This is a genomic window from Paraburkholderia sp. BR13444, assembly GCF_040948755.1.
GTDB classification, from domain to species: Bacteria; Pseudomonadota; Gammaproteobacteria; order Burkholderiales; family Burkholderiaceae; genus Paraburkholderia; species Paraburkholderia youngii.
Map to the genome: position 1 here is coordinate 426888 of NZ_JBFPKM010000005.1, position 14841 is coordinate 441728.

The window sequence follows — 14841 nt, forward strand, 5'->3', positions numbered from 1 at the left end:
AGCCACGAGGGTCTCGTCATGAACGTTCTTATCATCTATGCGCATCCCGAACCGAAATCGTTGAACGGTTCGCTGAAGGACTTCGCAGTCCGTCATCTCGAGCGGGCCGGCCATACGGTGCAGGTGTCCGATCTGTACGCGATGAACTGGAAAGCGTCGCTCGATGCACACGACACCAGCGAGCGTCATAGCGCCGAGCGCTTCTTCGCGTCGCTCGAATCGAAGCATGCGTTCGAGAACGGCTTGCAGCGCGAGGACATTGCGCGCGAGCAGGACAAACTGAAGTGGGCCGATGCGGTGATCCTGCAGTTTCCGCTGTGGTGGTTCTCGATGCCGGCGATCATGAAGGGCTGGGTGGAGCGCGTCTATGCGTACGGTCTCGCGTACGGCGTCGGCGAACATTCCGATTCGCGCTGGGGCGAGCGTTACGGCGAGGGCCGTTTCGCGGGCAAGCGCGCGATGCTGGTCGTCACGACAGGCGGGTGGGAGTCGCACTACAGCGCGCGCGGCATCAACGGTCCGATCGACGACGTGCTGTTCCCGATCCAGCACGGCGTGCTGTATTACCCGGGCTTCGACGTATTGCCGCCGTTCGTCGTCTATCGCACGAGCCGTGTCGACGACGCGAAGTATGCCGAGGTCAGCGCGGCGCTCGGGCGACGGCTCGACACGCTGTGGACGACCGCGCCGATCGCGTTCCGGCCGCAGAACGGCGGTGCGTATGAGATTCCGGCGCTCACATTGCGGGACGATCTGGCGCCGGGGCAGGTTGGGTTTGCCGTGCACGTCGAAGATGTCGGCGCGGCGAGCGCAACGCAAGCGAACGAAGCGGCGGAAGCCTGACTGGATCGTATGTTTCGCTGAAATTTGGTTGTAAGTCGCCATTGCTAGAGTCGTCGGCGTACACAGGCCGAAGCATGCCAGGACGGCTTTATTCTGGATGCCTGACGAAGGTAAGCAGCCGGAGCGTAGCTGAAACGAGCGGAAGGGCGACCCACCATGAATCCAGTTCGTAGGTTCTGGCTCATTTTGATGCTGATCGCATCGCCGGCGTGGGCGTTCCAGTCGCGCGTCGTCACGATCCCGAGCGCGGCGATGCATCGTACGTTCGACGCCACCGTCGTGCTGCCCGATCAGTACGCGCGCGGCAACCAGGCCGCGCGCTTTCCGGTCGTCTATGTGCTGCACGGCTCAGGCGGCGACTACACGGACTGGACCGCGAATTCGCATATCGGCAAGCTCGCCGATCGCTATCACGTGATCCTCGTGATGCCCGACGGCGGGCGCGATAGCTGGTACATCGATAGTCCCGTCGATCCGCGCAGTCGCTATGAAACCTACGTGGGCACCGAAGTGGTGGGCTATATCGACAGCCATTTTCGCACGATCGCGACGAGGCAGGCGCGCGCGATCACAGGCTTGAGCATGGGTGGATTCGGCGCGCTACGCATCGCGCTCGACATGCCCGATGCGTTCGGCGCGGCGGGCAGCATCAGCGGTGCGGTGGACCCGCGCAGCAGCGAGGACGAGCCCGGCATCGCACGGGTGTTCGGCGACCCGTCCCAACATGCGGACTTCTGGGATAGCGAAGCGATCGTCGCCAGCGCGGAGGATTTCGGCCGCGACCATATCGCACTGACGATTGACTGCGGCGTGAACGACTCGCTCGTGCAGTCGAACCGTCTGCTGCACGAGCGGCTCGTCGAACTCGGCGTGCCGCACGATTACGCCGAGCGGCCCGGCGGCCATACATGGACGTACTGGTCGAACGCGGTCAAATACCAGGTGCTGTTCTTTGCCGGCACGTTCAGGCAGGCGGCGCGCGAAATGCGTGACGCGCGCGCCGCGGCCGCGGCTTGAGCGGCGCACGCGGCTGTCCGCGTCAATCGATTCCGTGAAATACCGCGTCGTCCGGTCCCAGGTAGACGGGCGGGCGCCACGTGGCATCGCGCATCGAATGCTGGACCTGTTTGTCAACGCCGAGCAGTACCGCGAAAATCGCCATCCGCACCGGAATGCCGTTGTCGGTCTGCCGGAAAATCGCGAGCCGCGAATCGTGGTTGAGGTCGGTGCTCAGATCGTTCGCGCCGGGCCGGCTGTCGCGCGGCAGCGGATGCATGATCAGCGTGTCGGCGCCGCACACGCTATCGACGAGCGCCTGGTTGATCTGGAAGTCGGGCGTGTAGCCTTCGAACGATTCGTCGGCGAAGCGCTCCTTCTGGATGCGCGTCGCATACACGACGTCGGCGCCGCGCAGACCGGTGCGCAGGTCATGCGTCTGTTCGATCACGTGACCATTGCGCGAAATCTGCTCGACGATATAGCCCGGCATTTCGAGCATCGGCGGCGAAATCAGCGTGAACTTGATGCCGCGATACAGCGCCAGCAGCTTCACGAGCGAATGCACGGTACGTCCGTACTTGAGGTCGCCGACCAGCGCGATATGCGCGCCATCGACGATCTTGCCCAGGCGCGAGAACTCACGCTGGATCGTGTACAGATCGAGCAGCGCCTGGCTCGGATGCTCGCCGGGACCGTCGCCGCCGTTGATCACCGGCACGTTGGTCGCGCGCGCGAATTCGGCGACTGAGCCTTGCTCCGGGTGGCGGATCACCAGCGCGTCGACATAGCCGCTCATCACGCGGCTCGTGTCGTAGATCGATTCGCCCTTCGCCATCGAAGAAAACGTGAAGCCGGTGGTGTCGCACACCGAGCCGCCGAGCCGGCAGAACGCCGCGCCGAAGCTCACGCGGGTACGGGTGCTCGCCTCGAAGAACAGATTGCCGAGCACCGCGCCTTCGAGCACGCGCGAGATTTTGCGGCGCCGCGCGATCGGCTGCATGATGTCGGCGACGCGAAAGAGCGCCTCGACCGAGTCGCGCGAAAACTGATCGACCGACAGCAACTGCGGCTTGCCCTCGAACAGCATCTGGCTTGCAAGCGATTGCGAGTCTACGCTTTGCGTATATCCTTCGCCAGGCTCCGTATTGGCGACGATCTCCGACACGAAGCGCTCGACGATTTCCGGCATCGCCCGCGATTCCTGCGAGTCGTCCGGCAGCAGCCACGTATCCAGCGCCCGGCGCGACACGCCGATGCGGTTAGCGAACGTATCGCGCGTCATGTTCAGGCGACGCATCGCATCGCGTAGGAAGGCTTGTTGCGGAACGCTCATGAGGGCACCTGTCGCAAGTGTAGGGATCGGCGGGAGTCAGACAGCAAAATGCGTTGATGTACGCGGTGCGTATATTAGTTTCCGGCGCGTAGATGTCAAGCGTTTTCGTCCGCAGCTGCTTCGTGAGGCGCCGAAGGCCCCGCCGCGCGGGTTTCGCGGTTACACTGCGGTTCATGCACTCCGGCCCTATCTTCCCGCTCCGTTCGTCGACCTTCGCCCGCGCCGCTCTGGCGAGCGTGGCGGTCGCCCGCGCGAACGGTGCTTCGCGTAACGTCGGCGCCAAAGCCAAAAAACAGCCGCTCATCTGACCGGAGCGCGCAGTTCCGTCGTCAGATGTGCGACGGAACGACCGGTCGACCGCCCGCCTGCGGCTTTCTCCTGTGTTCTCCCTCGCACCGCTGACCCGGATTCGATACGGTCGTCATCGAGGTAGAAAACATGTCTGATTTCTCGGGTATCTGGATTCCGCTGATTACGCCGTTCGCCGACGGCGCCGTCGATCACGCCGCGTTGCGCGCGCTGGTGCGCCGCTATGCGGACGCCGGCGTGGCTGGGCTCGTCGCGCTCGGCACGACCGGCGAGCCCGCCACGCTCGACGCCGCCGAACAGGACGCCGTGCTCGCGACGATTCTCGACGCCGCGCAGGCCGACGCCGACGCCGCCGACGCCACCGACGCGCAGCGGCGTCCGTTGCCTGTGCTGGTCGGCGTCTCGGGCAATCACACGGCGAGCATGCTCGCGCGGATAGAGCAGTTGAATCCGTTGCCGATTGCCGGCGTGCTGATCGCCGCGCCGTATTACACGCGGCCCGCGCAGGCCGGCATCGTCGCGCATTTCAGCGCGCTAGCCGACGCGAGCGCGCATCCGGTCGTGCTCTACGACATTCCGCAGCGCACCGGCGTGCGGCTCGAACTCGACACGCTGCTGACGCTCGCCGCGCATCCGCGAATTCAGGCGATCAAGGATTGCGCCGGTTCACTCGACACGACGCTCGCGCTGATTCGCGACGGCCGTCTGCAGGTGCTCGCGGGCAACGACCTCGAGGTCTTCTCGACGGTGTGCGCGGGTGGCAGTGGAGCGATCGCGGCGTCCGCGCATTGGCGGCCCGAGCGTTTCGTCGCGCTGTACCGCGCGTTGACGGAGGGCAAGCTCGACGAAGGACGGCGCATTTTTCACGCGCTCGTGCCGCAGATCCAGCTCGCGTTCGCGGAACCGAATCCCGCGCCGATGAAGGCGCTGCTCGCGGCGACGGGGTGGGTGCGCAATGAATTGCGCTTGCCGATGACGCGCGCGAGCGCGGCGTTGACCGAACGGCTCGCGGCGTTGGGAGAGACGCTGCCTAGATAGCCACTCCGCTCGCGCCCATCGTTCTGCTGCGTAGCATGGCGCCGAAGTCGTCGGCGCTGACTGGCTTGCCGAGCAGGTAGCCCTGCATTTCGTCGCACATCATCGAGCGCAGCTTGTCGAGCTGCGATTGAGTTTCGACGCCCTCGGCGACTACGTCCATTTCGAGTGAGTGCGCGAGCGCGATGATCGCCGACACGATCGCGCTGCCCGCCGCGCCGTTCGCGTCGAGACCGTGGGTGAAGAAGCGGTCGATCTTCAGCTGCTTCACCTGAAAGCGCTGCAGATAGGCGAGGCTCGAATAGCCGGTGCCGAAGTCGTCGATCGAGATGTCGAAGCCGCTCGCCTGAAACGCGCGGATCACTTCGACGGTGCGCGCGGCGTCCTGCATCGCGACGGTCTCGGTGATCTCGAACATGATCTGCTCGCACGCGACGCCCTCGTTCCTGACGATCTCCTGGATCGTCTCGACGAGGTCCGGCTGCAGCAACTGACGCGGCGACAGATTGATCGCCACCTTCATCGCCGGCAGGCCCTGTTCGATCCAGCCGCGAATGCGCCGGCAGGTCTCGCGCACGACCCAGTAGCCGATCTGCACGATCTGCCCGGAGCGCTCGGCGACCGGGATGAATTCGGCCGGCGTCAGCGCACCCAGCTGCGGATCGTGCAGGCGGATCAGCGCCTCGGCGCCCGCGAGCGCGTCGCCGCCATGCTGAAACTTCGGCTGGAACAGCAGCGAAAAGCGCTCGTTCGCGAAGGCGTCGTGCAGCACTTGCTGGATCTGCAGCGTGCGCGTGGCGGCCTCGTTCATGCTGCGCTCGAAGAAGCGGTAGGTGCCGCGGCCGGCGCGCTTCGCTTCGTACATCGCGGCGTCCGCGTGCTGGAGCAGCGTCTCGACGCTCTCGCCATCGCGCGGATAGAGCGCAATGCCGATGCTCGGCATCACCTGCAGCGGTTGTTCGTCGCTCCACGTACCTTGGCGCATCCGCTCGAGCACGCCGTCGGCGAGCGCGGCCGCGTCTTCGCCGCAGGTAAGATGTTCCGCGAGCACGACGAACTCGTCGCCGCCGAGTCGCGCGACGGTGTCGCTCGAACGCACGCATTGCTGCAGACGTTGCGCGAAGGCGGACAGCACCGCGTCGCCGGCCGAGTGACCAAGCGAATCGTTGATCGTCTTGAAGCCGTCGAGATCCATGAACAGCACCGCGAACGACGAGCGCTGGCGGCGCGCGACGCTAATCGCGCGCTCGATCCGCTCGGTCAGCGTCGCGCGGTTCGGCAGGCCCGTCAGCACGTCGAGCGTCGCGAGCCGCACGATCTGGCCGTTCAGCTTCGACACCGCGCCGAGCAGGAAGGTGGTGCGCACGTCGAAGCGCGACAGCATCAGCGTGACGATCAGCACCGCGAACGTGAGCAGGATCACCGCGGTGGCGAGCCATTGCGCGTCCATGTCGTTGGCCGCGCCGCAGATCGCACCGGGCGCGAAATCCGCGGCGCCCATCGCCGTATAGTGCATGCCGCTTATCGCGACGCCCATCACCAGCGCCGCGGCCAGACGTTTGCGCGCGATATGACGCTCGTGTTCATTGCTGAGCGCGCGCGCCATCCACAGCGCGGCGCTCGATGCGCCGATCGCGATCGCGATCGAGGCCGCGAACCATACAGGCTGATAGTGGATGGCGGGCGCCATGCGCAGCGCCGCCATTCCGGTGTAGTGCATGCCGGCGATACCGATTCCCATCACCACGCCGCCCGCCAGCAGCCGGGCCGGCGTCAGGCGTTGCTGGGTCGTCAGGAAGAGCGCCAGATACGAAGCGCCGATCGCGAGCGCCAGCGAACAGGCGGTCATCGCGATGTCGTAGCCGAGCGGGATCGGCAGCGAGAACGCGAGCATTGCGACGCAGTGCATCGACCAGATGCCGACGCCGAGCGCGAACGCGCCGCCGAGCCGCCAGGCATGCCGCCGGCGCGCCGAGGCGAGCAGGAAGATGCGGCCCGTCAGATCGAGCGCGGTGTACGACGCGAGCGTCGCGACCGCGAACGAAATCGCCACGAGCCATAAATTGTAGGAACTCTGCATGTTGGGTCCGCCGCGCGAGGAATGCGGCTTGACATCTTATCGGCACTCTTAGCATTTTGTTTAACTTATTTGCGCCTTTCCAACAGGGGCCAAAACGGGCTCGCGGACGAAGGCGGAGCCGCACTGGAAGGCTTGTCCGAGGGCGGGCCGCGCTATGCGGCGGAGCGCGGGTCGGACGACGGACCGGCGTCCTGACGGCTCAGCGCGAAACCCTCGTCGAGCCAGCCGGTGACGCCGCCCGCCATCAGCTTGACGGGGCGCCCAAGCCGGGCGAGCCGCAGTGCGCCGCGCGCCGCGCCGTTGCAGTGCGGCCCCGCGCAGTAGGTGACGAACAGGGTGTCCGGCGCATAGGCCGCGAGCTTCGACGCGACGATCTTGCCGTGCGGCAGATTCAGCGCGCCTGGCACGTGGCCCTGCGCGAACAGCGCGGGACTGCGCACGTCGAGCAGCACGAAGCCGGGCGCGCCGCTCGCGAGCGCGGCGTGGACGTCGGCGCAATCGGTTTCGAAGCGCAGCGACGCGTGGTAGTGCGCGATCGCGGCGGCGCTGTCGGCGGCGGGAATCGCGGTGACGGCGTTCGGGGCGCTGGTGAGGTTGTCGTGAGTCATGGCAAGGAACGAGGAGTTGATCGGGTGGTCTGGTGGCCGAGTCGATTGTGACGAGCGGCGGGTCAGCCGGTAAGTGGCGGGATCGTCAATCTTCGGTAACATCGCGCCATGCACAATCATCTCGTCGTCGCGCTGGCCTACGACCGGCTCTGCACCTTCGAATTCGGCTGCGTGACCGAACTGTTCGCGCTCGAGCGTCCCGAGCTCGGCGTGCCGTGGTATCGCTTCGCGGTCTGTGCGGGCGAGCCCGGTCCGATCCGCGCGGCGGGCGGCATCACGCTGGCCGCGCCGTACACGCTGAAGCTGCTCGCGAGCGCCGACACGATCGTGATTCCTGGCTGGCGCGATGCCGACGAAGTGCCGCCGGCCGCGCTGCTGCGCAGGCTTCGCGCGGCCTACGAGCGCGGCGCGCGGCTCTGCTCGATCTGCTCGGGCGTGTTCGTGCTCGCGGCGGCCGGCGTGCTCGACGGCAAGACCGTGACGACCCACTGGCGCTACGCGGACAAGTTGCAGCAGCGCTATCCGCAACTGCGCGTGCAGGCCGACGCGCTGTATGTCGATGAAGGGCAGGTGATCACGTCGGCGGGATCGGCGGCCGGGCTCGACATGCTGCTGCATCTGGTGCGGCGCGATCATGGCAGCGCGGTCGCGAATCGGGTCGCGCAACGGCTCGTGGTGCCGCCGCACCGCGAGGGTGGCCAGGCGCAGTTCGTGCCGCGTCCGATGCCGCACGACGAAAGCGGACGGATCGCGAAGCTGATGGACTGGGTGCGCGGCCATGCGGCCGAGCCGCATACGCTGAGTTCGCTGGCCACGCGGGCGGCAATGAGCCCGCGCACACTGCAACGGCAGTTCCGCGACGCGACCGGCATGGCGCCCTATGAATGGCTCGTCAGGGAGCGCGTCGCGCTTGCCCGTGAGTTGCTCGAAGCGGCGACGCCGCTGCCGATGGCGCGCGTCGCCGAGCTGGCGGGGTTCGGCTCGGAGGAATCGTTGCGGCGGCATTTTCGGCGGATCGCGTTGACGAGTCCCGGGGCGTATCGGCGCAGGTTTGGCGGGGAGGGGTGAGCGCGCGCGGAGCGCGGCCGCATCGGCGGCGCCGCCTGCGGCAGGAAACGTGGACGGCGCTCAGGAATGCGGCGGCCGCCCAGCCAGCGCCGATCACGGCGCTCGTCGCGACCTCGATCAACGAAGTGCGCAGCGCGCAGGGTTCGCTGAATCCGCGCCGAACCCGGCATTGAATTCGCTGCACGCGCCGATGTCACAGCAGCACGCACGCAGCTCACGCCGAGCTTGCTCATTCAACGGAACCCGCTATGTCCGACATCGCAAAGATCATCGCCAGCTTCAACGCCGGGCGCGACCCCGAACGGCTCGCGATGAAATACAAAGCCATGCGCGGCTCGCCGTTCGTGTTTCTGCGCGGCACCTGTCATCTGTTCTATCAGCGTCTGCCGCGCGCGAGCGTGCTCGACGACGCGCCGCACGTGTGGATCTGCGGCGACATGCACCTCGAAAATTTCGGCAGCTACAAGGGCGACAATCGCCTCGTCTACTTCGACAACAACGACTTCGACGAAGCCTGTCTCGCACCGGCTCCGTACGAACTGGTGCGTCTGTTGACGAGCGTGCTGGTCGGCGCGGCCGACCTGAAGCTGAGCCGCGCTGAAGCGCTCGCGCTATGCCACACCGCGCTCGATGCCTACGGCGCCGCGCTCGCCTACGGCAAGTCGCGCTGGATCGAAGCGGAGACCTCGGTCGGCATGGTGCGCGATCTGTTCGTCGCGCTCGCGAGCCGCACGCGCGCCGCGCATCTGGACCGGCGCACGGTGCTCAAGGGCAAGACGCGCATGCTGAAGGTCGACGGCAAGAAAGCGCTGCCGGTCAGCGATGAGCGGCGCGCGGCGGTCGTGCAGTTCATGCAGCGGTTCGCGGCGACCGAGCCGAATCCCGACTTCTACCGCACGCTCGATGTCGCGCGACGCATCGCGGGCACGGGTAGCCTCGGTGTCGATCGCTACGTGATTCTGGTCGAGGGCAAGGGCTCGCCCGATGGCAACTACCTGATCGATCTGAAAGAGGCGCTGTCATCGTCGGTCAGTGCACACGTGAGCGCAACGCAGCCGAACTGGCAAATCGAGGCGCAGCGCGTCGTCGAGGTGCAGCGGCGCAATCAGGCGGTCTCGCAGGCCTTTTTGCACGCGGTCGAATTCAATCAGCGCTCCTATGTGCTGCGCGGTTTGCAGCCATCGGAAGATCGCGTCGCCCTTGCCGACTGGGACGGCAAGCTGCCGCGGCTCGAAGCGGTGATCAACAGCATGGCCGAGTTGAGCGCGTGGGCGCATCTGCGCAGCGGAGGACGGCAGAAGTCGGCGATCGCGGACGATCTGATCGCGTATGGCAGTCGGCGCGATTGGCAACTGCCGCTGATCGATCTGGCCACGCAGTGCGAAGCGCAGGTCGCGGCGGATTGGAAGGCTTATTGCGAGGCTTATGACCGGGGGAGTTTCGAGGCGAGCGGCGCGGGCCAGTAGACGATCTTCGTCTCGCCAGCCTGCGAGAGCGTTAGCGCCGCGGACGGCGTCGCGGTGATCGGCGCCGCTCGACGACGAACTGGGAAGTTGCGCGAGTCAGGCCCGCTCGCGATTGACGAAGCGGGAAGCGCAGCAGGATCACGTGCGCGCGGACCGGACGGTCCGCGCGTCGAAAGCCGCGTTGTCTCATATGTGCCCCAGCAACTTCCACCAAAGCGGCCCAACCACCAGCCAGGCGACCATGTAAAACAGACTCATCAAAAAGCCCGCCTTCCACCATTCACCCTGGGTCACGTAGCCCGCGCCGAACATCACCGGACCGGAGCCGATGCCATATTGCGTCAGGCAACCGTTCACATTGCTGAGAATGCCGAGCGAGACCGCGGCGACGAAGGGCGGGACGCCGGCGGCGACCATCAGCGCCATCGAAAGTGGAAACAGCGCGCTGATATGCGCGGTCGCGCTGGCGAAAAAGTAGTGAATGTAAACATAGATCGCCGCCACCAGCATATAGACGGCCAGCATCGGAAAGCCCGCGAGGTGCTGGCCGAATTCCTTGCCGAACCAGGCCACCATCCCATATTCGTTGAGCTTGGAGGCCAGCATGATGAGCAGGCCGATCCAGATCATCGTGTCCCAGGCGGACTTCTCGTTCAGCGCGTCCTGCCAGGTCAGCACGCCGCTGATGAACAGCAACGACACGCCGATCGCCGCCGCGAGCGTCGCGCCGATGCCGAGATCGTCGCCAAACACCCACAGCACCAGCAAGCCGACGAAGATGCACGCCATGATGATTTCTTTGACCGAGATGGAGCCCATCGTCGCGAGCTCCCGTTGCGCGAGGTCGGTCGCATCGGGGGTGCGTCTGACATGCGGCGGGGCGATCCACAGCATCGCGATCGGAATCACGGCGAGGCACAGCAGACCGGGGATCGACGCCGCCAGCGCCCAGTCGAGCCAGCTGATCGACACGCCCTGGTCCGCGGCCAGCTTGACCGCCAGCGGGTTGCCCGCCATCGCCGTGATGAACATACCCGCCGTGATGATGTTCGCGTGAAACGCGCAGAGGATCAGATAGCGTCCCACCTTCGCGCGTGATTCCGGATCGTCGGCGTGGCTGCCCAGCACTTCGGAAATCGCTCGCGTGATAGGCAACATCACGCCGCCCGCGCGCGCGGTGATGCTCGGCATCGCGGGGGAGATCACGAGTTCAGTCAGCACGAGCCCGTAGCCGAGTCCCGTCGTGCGCTTTCCCAGCAATCGCATGAACAGAAGCGCGATCCGGCGGCCAAGGCCGGTCTTGATCACGCCGCGTGAAATGAAAAACGCGAGCATCACGAGCCAGACGAGGTCGGTGCCGGTGGATCGGGTGACGTCGGCGAACGTCAGGACGCCGACCAGCACGCCGATGGTCGAGCCGATGATGGCAACCACCGACATCGGCAGCGGGGCGGTCATGATGCCCGCAATGGTCGCGACGAACACGGCGAACATATGCCAAGCCTTCGGCTGCAGGCCGGCTGGCGCGGGCAGAAACCACAGCACGAGGCCGACCGCGACCGGCACCAGATATTTCCAGATGCCCGCGGGCAGTCCGACCGAGGGCTTCGGCGTGGCGGGCGGGGAGCTGGTGGGCTGTGAAACCTTGGCAGGTGTGGGAGCCATGTTGGACCTCGTGCCGGCGTTGCTGGGTCTTTTCGGAGTGCGCGAGAAAGCGTCACTGCTCGTGAAGCACGCTTTGCGTCGCCTCCTTGACGATGCGCGCGCTTCCCAGCAAGGCCTCGCGCTCGATAGGGTCAAGTTCAGGATAGGCGATCAGGCGCGCGCCCGCGCCATTGACGACCATCGGCAGCGACACGCACACGTCCGGTACGCCTTCCACTTCGGGCTGGACGATGCCGACCGTCAGGATCAGATCCATGTCGTGCACGATGGCCTCGCAGATCCTTCCAATCGCGCTGGCGATGCCGTAATGGGTGGCGCCTTTGCCTTCCTTGATGAGCTTGGCCGCCTCGTGGACGGAGCGCAGGATCAGATCCCGGCTGGCGGGGCCCAGCTCCTTGCCGTTCCTCGTCAGGAAGGTTTCGAGGGGCATGCCGCAGACGGTCGCGGCCGACCACTGGATCACCGCCGATTCGCCATGCTCGCCGAGCACATAGGCGTGAATCGCGGAGGCCACCACGCCGAGCCGTTCGGACAGCAGGGAGCGCAGCCGCCCGGTGTCGAGCGAGGTGCCGGTGCTGATGACGCGCTCGCGCTCGCCACGCAGCTGGTCGTACACGGCGCCGGTCAGCACGTCGCACGGGTTGGTTGCGATCAGGTAGATGGCCTCGGGTGCGAGCGGTGCAATGCGCCCGACGATTTCGGTCGCGATCTCCGCATTGGTTCTGGCAAGGTGCAGGCGCGTCTCGCCGGGTTTGACCCCGGCGCCGGCCGTGATCACGACGATGTCGGCGTCGCGCGCGTCTTCGTAGTCCCCTGCGCGGAACCGGCTGTGCCCCCAGAATGCCGCGGCATGGGCGAGATCCAGAGCCTGCCCTTCAGCGCGCACCCGCGCGACGTCGATGATGACGACTTTCGCGCTCGGAATGGCCAACGCCACGAACAGGGCTGCCGATCCCCCAACCAGCCCCGCGCCGACGATAACGATCTTGGCCTGCCGCATCGCGAACCTCGCTAAGTTCGGGTTTCACCCCGAAGCATAGTCGCACCCGCGCGTTTGTCATCAATCAGACCTTAGTCCTACACGGCGGCGGCGCGTTTTTTCGCCTCTGGAGAGAAGGCGAGCGCTCGGTCAGCTGCGGCGACATCTGTTGCTCGGCACGCCGCGCGCCTGCGAACTGGTGCCTGAATTCAACCGGTGTCATGGCCTTGGCGGCTTTGAATTGCCGGTTGAAATTCGCCACGTTTGCAAACCCGGAGCGCGTCGCAATGACGGAAATCGGCGCTTGCGTGTCCGTCAACATCCGGCACGCGTGGCCGATTCGCACACGCGTCACATAGCGCCCGACGCTCTCGCCAAGATGCTGCGTGAAATGCCGCGTCAAAGAGCGCTCAGACAGCCCCGACGCCTTGGCAAGCGCGGAAAGCCGCAGTGGATGCGCGAACTGTGTCTCGATCAATGCGAGCGCGCGATTGAGCTGATCGGATTCGTGGCCAGTGGCGGCGCCGGTCCGCGCATCGAATGCGCTTGGGGATGCGAGCGGCGCGGCGGGAAGCGCCGACAGCAGATCCAGCACGTCGAGCGCCGCCTGCAAGCGTTCGCGCGGTTTGTCGGACAGCAGGCGGTCCAGGTGCTCGCGCATACGCGCGCCGGCACCCTCTTCGAATGCGAGGCCGCAGGCCGCTCTGCGCAACAGGTCGCAGAGGCTGTTGTATTCGGGGCAGACATCGGCGAGTCGCCGCAGCCACGCGCCGTCGAACCAGACGACGATCGCGACCTGCGGGTGCGCCGCGTCGATCGAGCGGTTCGAGGCCCAGGTGTGCGGCAAATTCGGCGGCACCAGCACCAGATCGTCCGCGCCGTAGGTCGCGACCGAGTCGCCGATGTACCGCTTGCCCTGACTGTTCATCGTCAGCGTCAGCTCGTACTCGGGATGGTGGTGCCATTCGAAAGGGATGCGGGGCAGCCGGCGGTGATAAACCCTGACCGAACAGTCCCGGCCAAAATCCACATGTTCGAAAGCGGCTTTCATGTCCGAAATCGTCAAATCATTGACCGGATAGTATCACGCGCGCACTGCTCGTTCGCGTACGCTTCAAGCATCAGAAACCCCATGGAGACGATGCAATGGCCTTGCAAATCGACGACCTGCCGGCAGCCATCCGTCAAGCGAAGCGCGAACTGCGCGCAATGCTGCCGAACTACCGTGAAGTGTTCGCCGACGTCGCAGCGGCGATGACGAAGGAGGCCGAGCGAATCGCAACGCTGCGTGAGCGCGGCGAGCCGGTGATTCCGGAAATCCAGTTCGCCGACATCGTCGCGAACCGCGTCACCGACGAGCAGATCGCGCTCGTCAAAGCTCGCGGCGCCTGCGTGATCCGCAGGGTGTTCGACCGGCCGCTCGTCGAGCAATGGGATCAGGACATCGCGGAATACGTCGAGCGTAACGACCTCGACGCCAAGCTGCTGAATCGCGCGGAAGACAAGTACTTCGGCCAGCTCGCTTCGAGCAAGCCGCAAATCTACGGCGTGTACTGGTCGAAGCCGCAGGTGCTCGCGCGCCAGTCGAGCGCGCTCACCCAGGCCCGCGTGTTCCTGAACCGGCTGTGGCGCACCGAGAGCGAAGGGCGCGTGCATTTCGATCCGAACCATGTGCCGGTGTATGCGGACCGCCTGCGTCGCCGGCCGCCCGGATCGGAATCGCTCGGATTGTCGGCCCATTGCGACGGTGGTTCGGTCGAGCGCTGGATCGAGCCGAATTTCCGCAACGTCTATCGCCATGTGTTCTCTGGCCACTGGCGCGACTACGATCCGTTCGATGCCGCGTGGCGCACAGAAGTCGAGGAGATCGCTTCGCCGGCCGTCTGTTCGATGTTCCGCACGTTCCAGGGCTGGACCGCGCTGACGCCGCAAGGTCCCGGCGACGGCACACTGCAACTGGTTCCGATGGCGAACTCGATGGTCTACATCCTGTTGCGCGCGCTTCAGGATGATGTCGCCGAAGACGATCTGTGCGGAGCGATGCCGGGGCGCGCGCTGTCGATCAAGTCCGAGTATCACGCGCCGCTGTTTCATGCGCTGTCGTCGATTCCGTTGATGCAGGCGGGCGACACCGTGTTCTGGCATAGCGACGTCATTCACGCGGTCGAGGACGCGCATCGCGGCAACGGTTATAGCAACGTGATGTATATCGCTTCGCTGCCGGCCTGCGCGAAAAACGATGCGTACCTGAAGCGGCAACTGCCGAGCTTTCTCGAAGGCAGGAGCCCGCCGGATTTTCCGGCCGATAACTTCGAAGTCGATTTCGTCGGCCGAGCGACGGCGGACGATCTCACCGAGCTTGGCCGTGCGCAGATGGGCTTCGATTCGTGAGCGGAAAGGACATGGCCGCCTCTGGACGGGAGCGGAACTTGCTGCCATTTCAGCATGGCAACGAC

Annotated in this window: 13 protein-coding genes; 7 read left to right on the forward strand and 6 right to left on the reverse strand. The window is 65.7% G+C overall.

Annotated elements, in window-relative coordinates; genetic code table 11:
* The first annotated feature begins 18 nt into the window (after positions 1-18).
* Positions 19-843 carry an NAD(P)H-dependent oxidoreductase gene (locus AB3X95_RS17830; RefSeq protein WP_368622057.1) on the forward strand — a complete coding sequence of 275 codons (825 nt, stop codon included), beginning with the start codon at positions 19-21 and terminating at the stop codon, positions 841-843.
* A gap of 156 nt (positions 844-999) precedes the next feature.
* Positions 1000-1860, forward strand: a complete 861-nt coding sequence (locus AB3X95_RS17835) for an alpha/beta hydrolase (protein WP_368622058.1) — start codon at positions 1000-1002, stop codon at positions 1858-1860.
* Between the two features lie 22 nt (positions 1861-1882).
* Here the strand turns inward: AB3X95_RS17835 and AB3X95_RS17840 are convergent, their stop codons facing one another.
* Entirely contained in the window at positions 1883-3175 is a 1293-nt protein-coding gene (locus AB3X95_RS17840) for an aspartate carbamoyltransferase (RefSeq protein WP_176107769.1), read from the reverse strand.
* Positions 3176-3613: 438 nt separating this feature from the next.
* Here AB3X95_RS17840 and dapA point away from each other — a divergent pair, with 438 nt between their 5' ends.
* The gene (dapA, locus tag AB3X95_RS17845; protein ID WP_368622059.1) at positions 3614-4522 is read left to right on the forward strand and encodes a 4-hydroxy-tetrahydrodipicolinate synthase; all 909 of its coding nucleotides are present in this window, start codon (positions 3614-3616) and stop codon (positions 4520-4522) included.
* On the opposite strand, the gene AB3X95_RS17850 is transcribed toward dapA, so the two are convergent.
* Positions 4515-6599, reverse strand: coding sequence for a putative bifunctional diguanylate cyclase/phosphodiesterase (locus tag AB3X95_RS17850; protein ID WP_368622060.1), 2085 nt, complete (start codon positions 6597-6599; stop codon positions 4515-4517). The genes dapA and AB3X95_RS17850 overlap by 8 nt on opposite strands.
* 152 nt (positions 6600-6751) lie before the next feature.
* Positions 6752-7207 (reverse strand): rhodanese-like domain-containing protein, encoded by a 456-nt coding sequence (locus AB3X95_RS17855; protein WP_368622061.1) that lies wholly within the window; start codon positions 7205-7207, stop codon positions 6752-6754.
* 108 nt (positions 7208-7315) lie between these two features.
* On the opposite strand from AB3X95_RS17855, the gene ftrA reads away from it, so the two are divergent.
* The 3 genes from ftrA (at position 7316) to AB3X95_RS17870 (ending at position 9741) form a co-directional block, all read left to right on the forward strand.
* The gene (gene ftrA, locus AB3X95_RS17860; RefSeq protein WP_176366673.1) at positions 7316-8275 is read left to right on the forward strand and encodes a transcriptional regulator FtrA; all 960 of its coding nucleotides are present in this window, start codon (positions 7316-7318) and stop codon (positions 8273-8275) included.
* Entirely contained in the window at positions 8272-8448 is a 177-nt protein-coding gene (locus tag AB3X95_RS17865; RefSeq protein ID WP_176107774.1) for a hypothetical protein, read from the forward strand. Before ftrA ends, AB3X95_RS17865 begins: the two co-directional genes overlap by 4 nt.
* 75 nt (positions 8449-8523) lie before the next feature.
* Entirely contained in the window at positions 8524-9741 is a 1218-nt protein-coding gene (locus tag AB3X95_RS17870; RefSeq protein ID WP_368622062.1) for a DUF2252 domain-containing protein, read from the forward strand.
* 186 nt (positions 9742-9927) lie between these two features.
* Here the strand turns inward: AB3X95_RS17870 and AB3X95_RS17875 are convergent, their stop codons facing one another.
* The 3 genes from AB3X95_RS17875 to AB3X95_RS17885 form a co-directional block, all read right to left on the reverse strand.
* Positions 9928-11406 (reverse strand): DASS family sodium-coupled anion symporter, encoded by a 1479-nt coding sequence (locus AB3X95_RS17875; RefSeq protein ID WP_176124721.1) that lies wholly within the window; start codon positions 11404-11406, stop codon positions 9928-9930.
* 52 nt (positions 11407-11458) lie between these two features.
* Positions 11459-12406 carry a lactate dehydrogenase gene (locus tag AB3X95_RS17880; protein WP_176124723.1) on the reverse strand — a complete coding sequence of 316 codons (948 nt, stop codon included), beginning with the start codon at positions 12404-12406 and terminating at the stop codon, positions 11459-11461.
* Positions 12407-12470: 64 nt separating this feature from the next.
* Entirely contained in the window at positions 12471-13436 is a 966-nt protein-coding gene (locus AB3X95_RS17885; protein ID WP_176366674.1) for an AraC family transcriptional regulator, read from the reverse strand.
* A gap of 95 nt (positions 13437-13531) precedes the next feature.
* Between AB3X95_RS17885 and AB3X95_RS17890 the strand changes: the two genes are divergently transcribed.
* The gene (locus AB3X95_RS17890) at positions 13532-14776 is read left to right on the forward strand and encodes a DUF1479 domain-containing protein (RefSeq protein ID WP_368622063.1); all 1245 of its coding nucleotides are present in this window, start codon (positions 13532-13534) and stop codon (positions 14774-14776) included.
* The last annotated feature ends 65 nt before the right edge of the window (positions 14777-14841 follow it).

Bases quoted from the DNA above. Each gene is read 5' to 3' on its own strand.
- ftrA (WP_176366673.1), top strand. From the start codon at position 7,316: ATGCACAATCATCTCGTCGTCGCGCTGGCCTACGACCGGCTCTGCACC.
- AB3X95_RS17875 (WP_176124721.1), bottom strand. From the start codon at position 11,406: ATGGCTCCCACACCTGCCAAGGTTTCACAGCCCACCAGCTCCCCGCCC.
- AB3X95_RS17870 (WP_368622062.1), top strand. From the start codon at position 8,524: ATGTCCGACATCGCAAAGATCATCGCCAGCTTCAACGCCGGGCGCGAC.
- dapA (WP_368622059.1), top strand. From the start codon at position 3,614: ATGTCTGATTTCTCGGGTATCTGGATTCCGCTGATTACGCCGTTCGCC.
- AB3X95_RS17850 (WP_368622060.1), bottom strand. From the start codon at position 6,599: ATGCAGAGTTCCTACAATTTATGGCTCGTGGCGATTTCGTTCGCGGTC.
- AB3X95_RS17830 (WP_368622057.1), top strand. From the start codon at position 19: ATGAACGTTCTTATCATCTATGCGCATCCCGAACCGAAATCGTTGAAC.
- AB3X95_RS17835 (WP_368622058.1), top strand. From the start codon at position 1,000: ATGAATCCAGTTCGTAGGTTCTGGCTCATTTTGATGCTGATCGCATCG.
- AB3X95_RS17885 (WP_176366674.1), bottom strand. From the start codon at position 13,436: ATGAAAGCCGCTTTCGAACATGTGGATTTTGGCCGGGACTGTTCGGTC.
- AB3X95_RS17855 (WP_368622061.1), bottom strand. From the start codon at position 7,207: ATGACTCACGACAACCTCACCAGCGCCCCGAACGCCGTCACCGCGATT.
- AB3X95_RS17880 (WP_176124723.1), bottom strand. From the start codon at position 12,406: ATGCGGCAGGCCAAGATCGTTATCGTCGGCGCGGGGCTGGTTGGGGGA.
- AB3X95_RS17890 (WP_368622063.1), top strand. From the start codon at position 13,532: ATGGCCTTGCAAATCGACGACCTGCCGGCAGCCATCCGTCAAGCGAAG.
- AB3X95_RS17840 (WP_176107769.1), bottom strand. From the start codon at position 3,175: ATGAGCGTTCCGCAACAAGCCTTCCTACGCGATGCGATGCGTCGCCTG.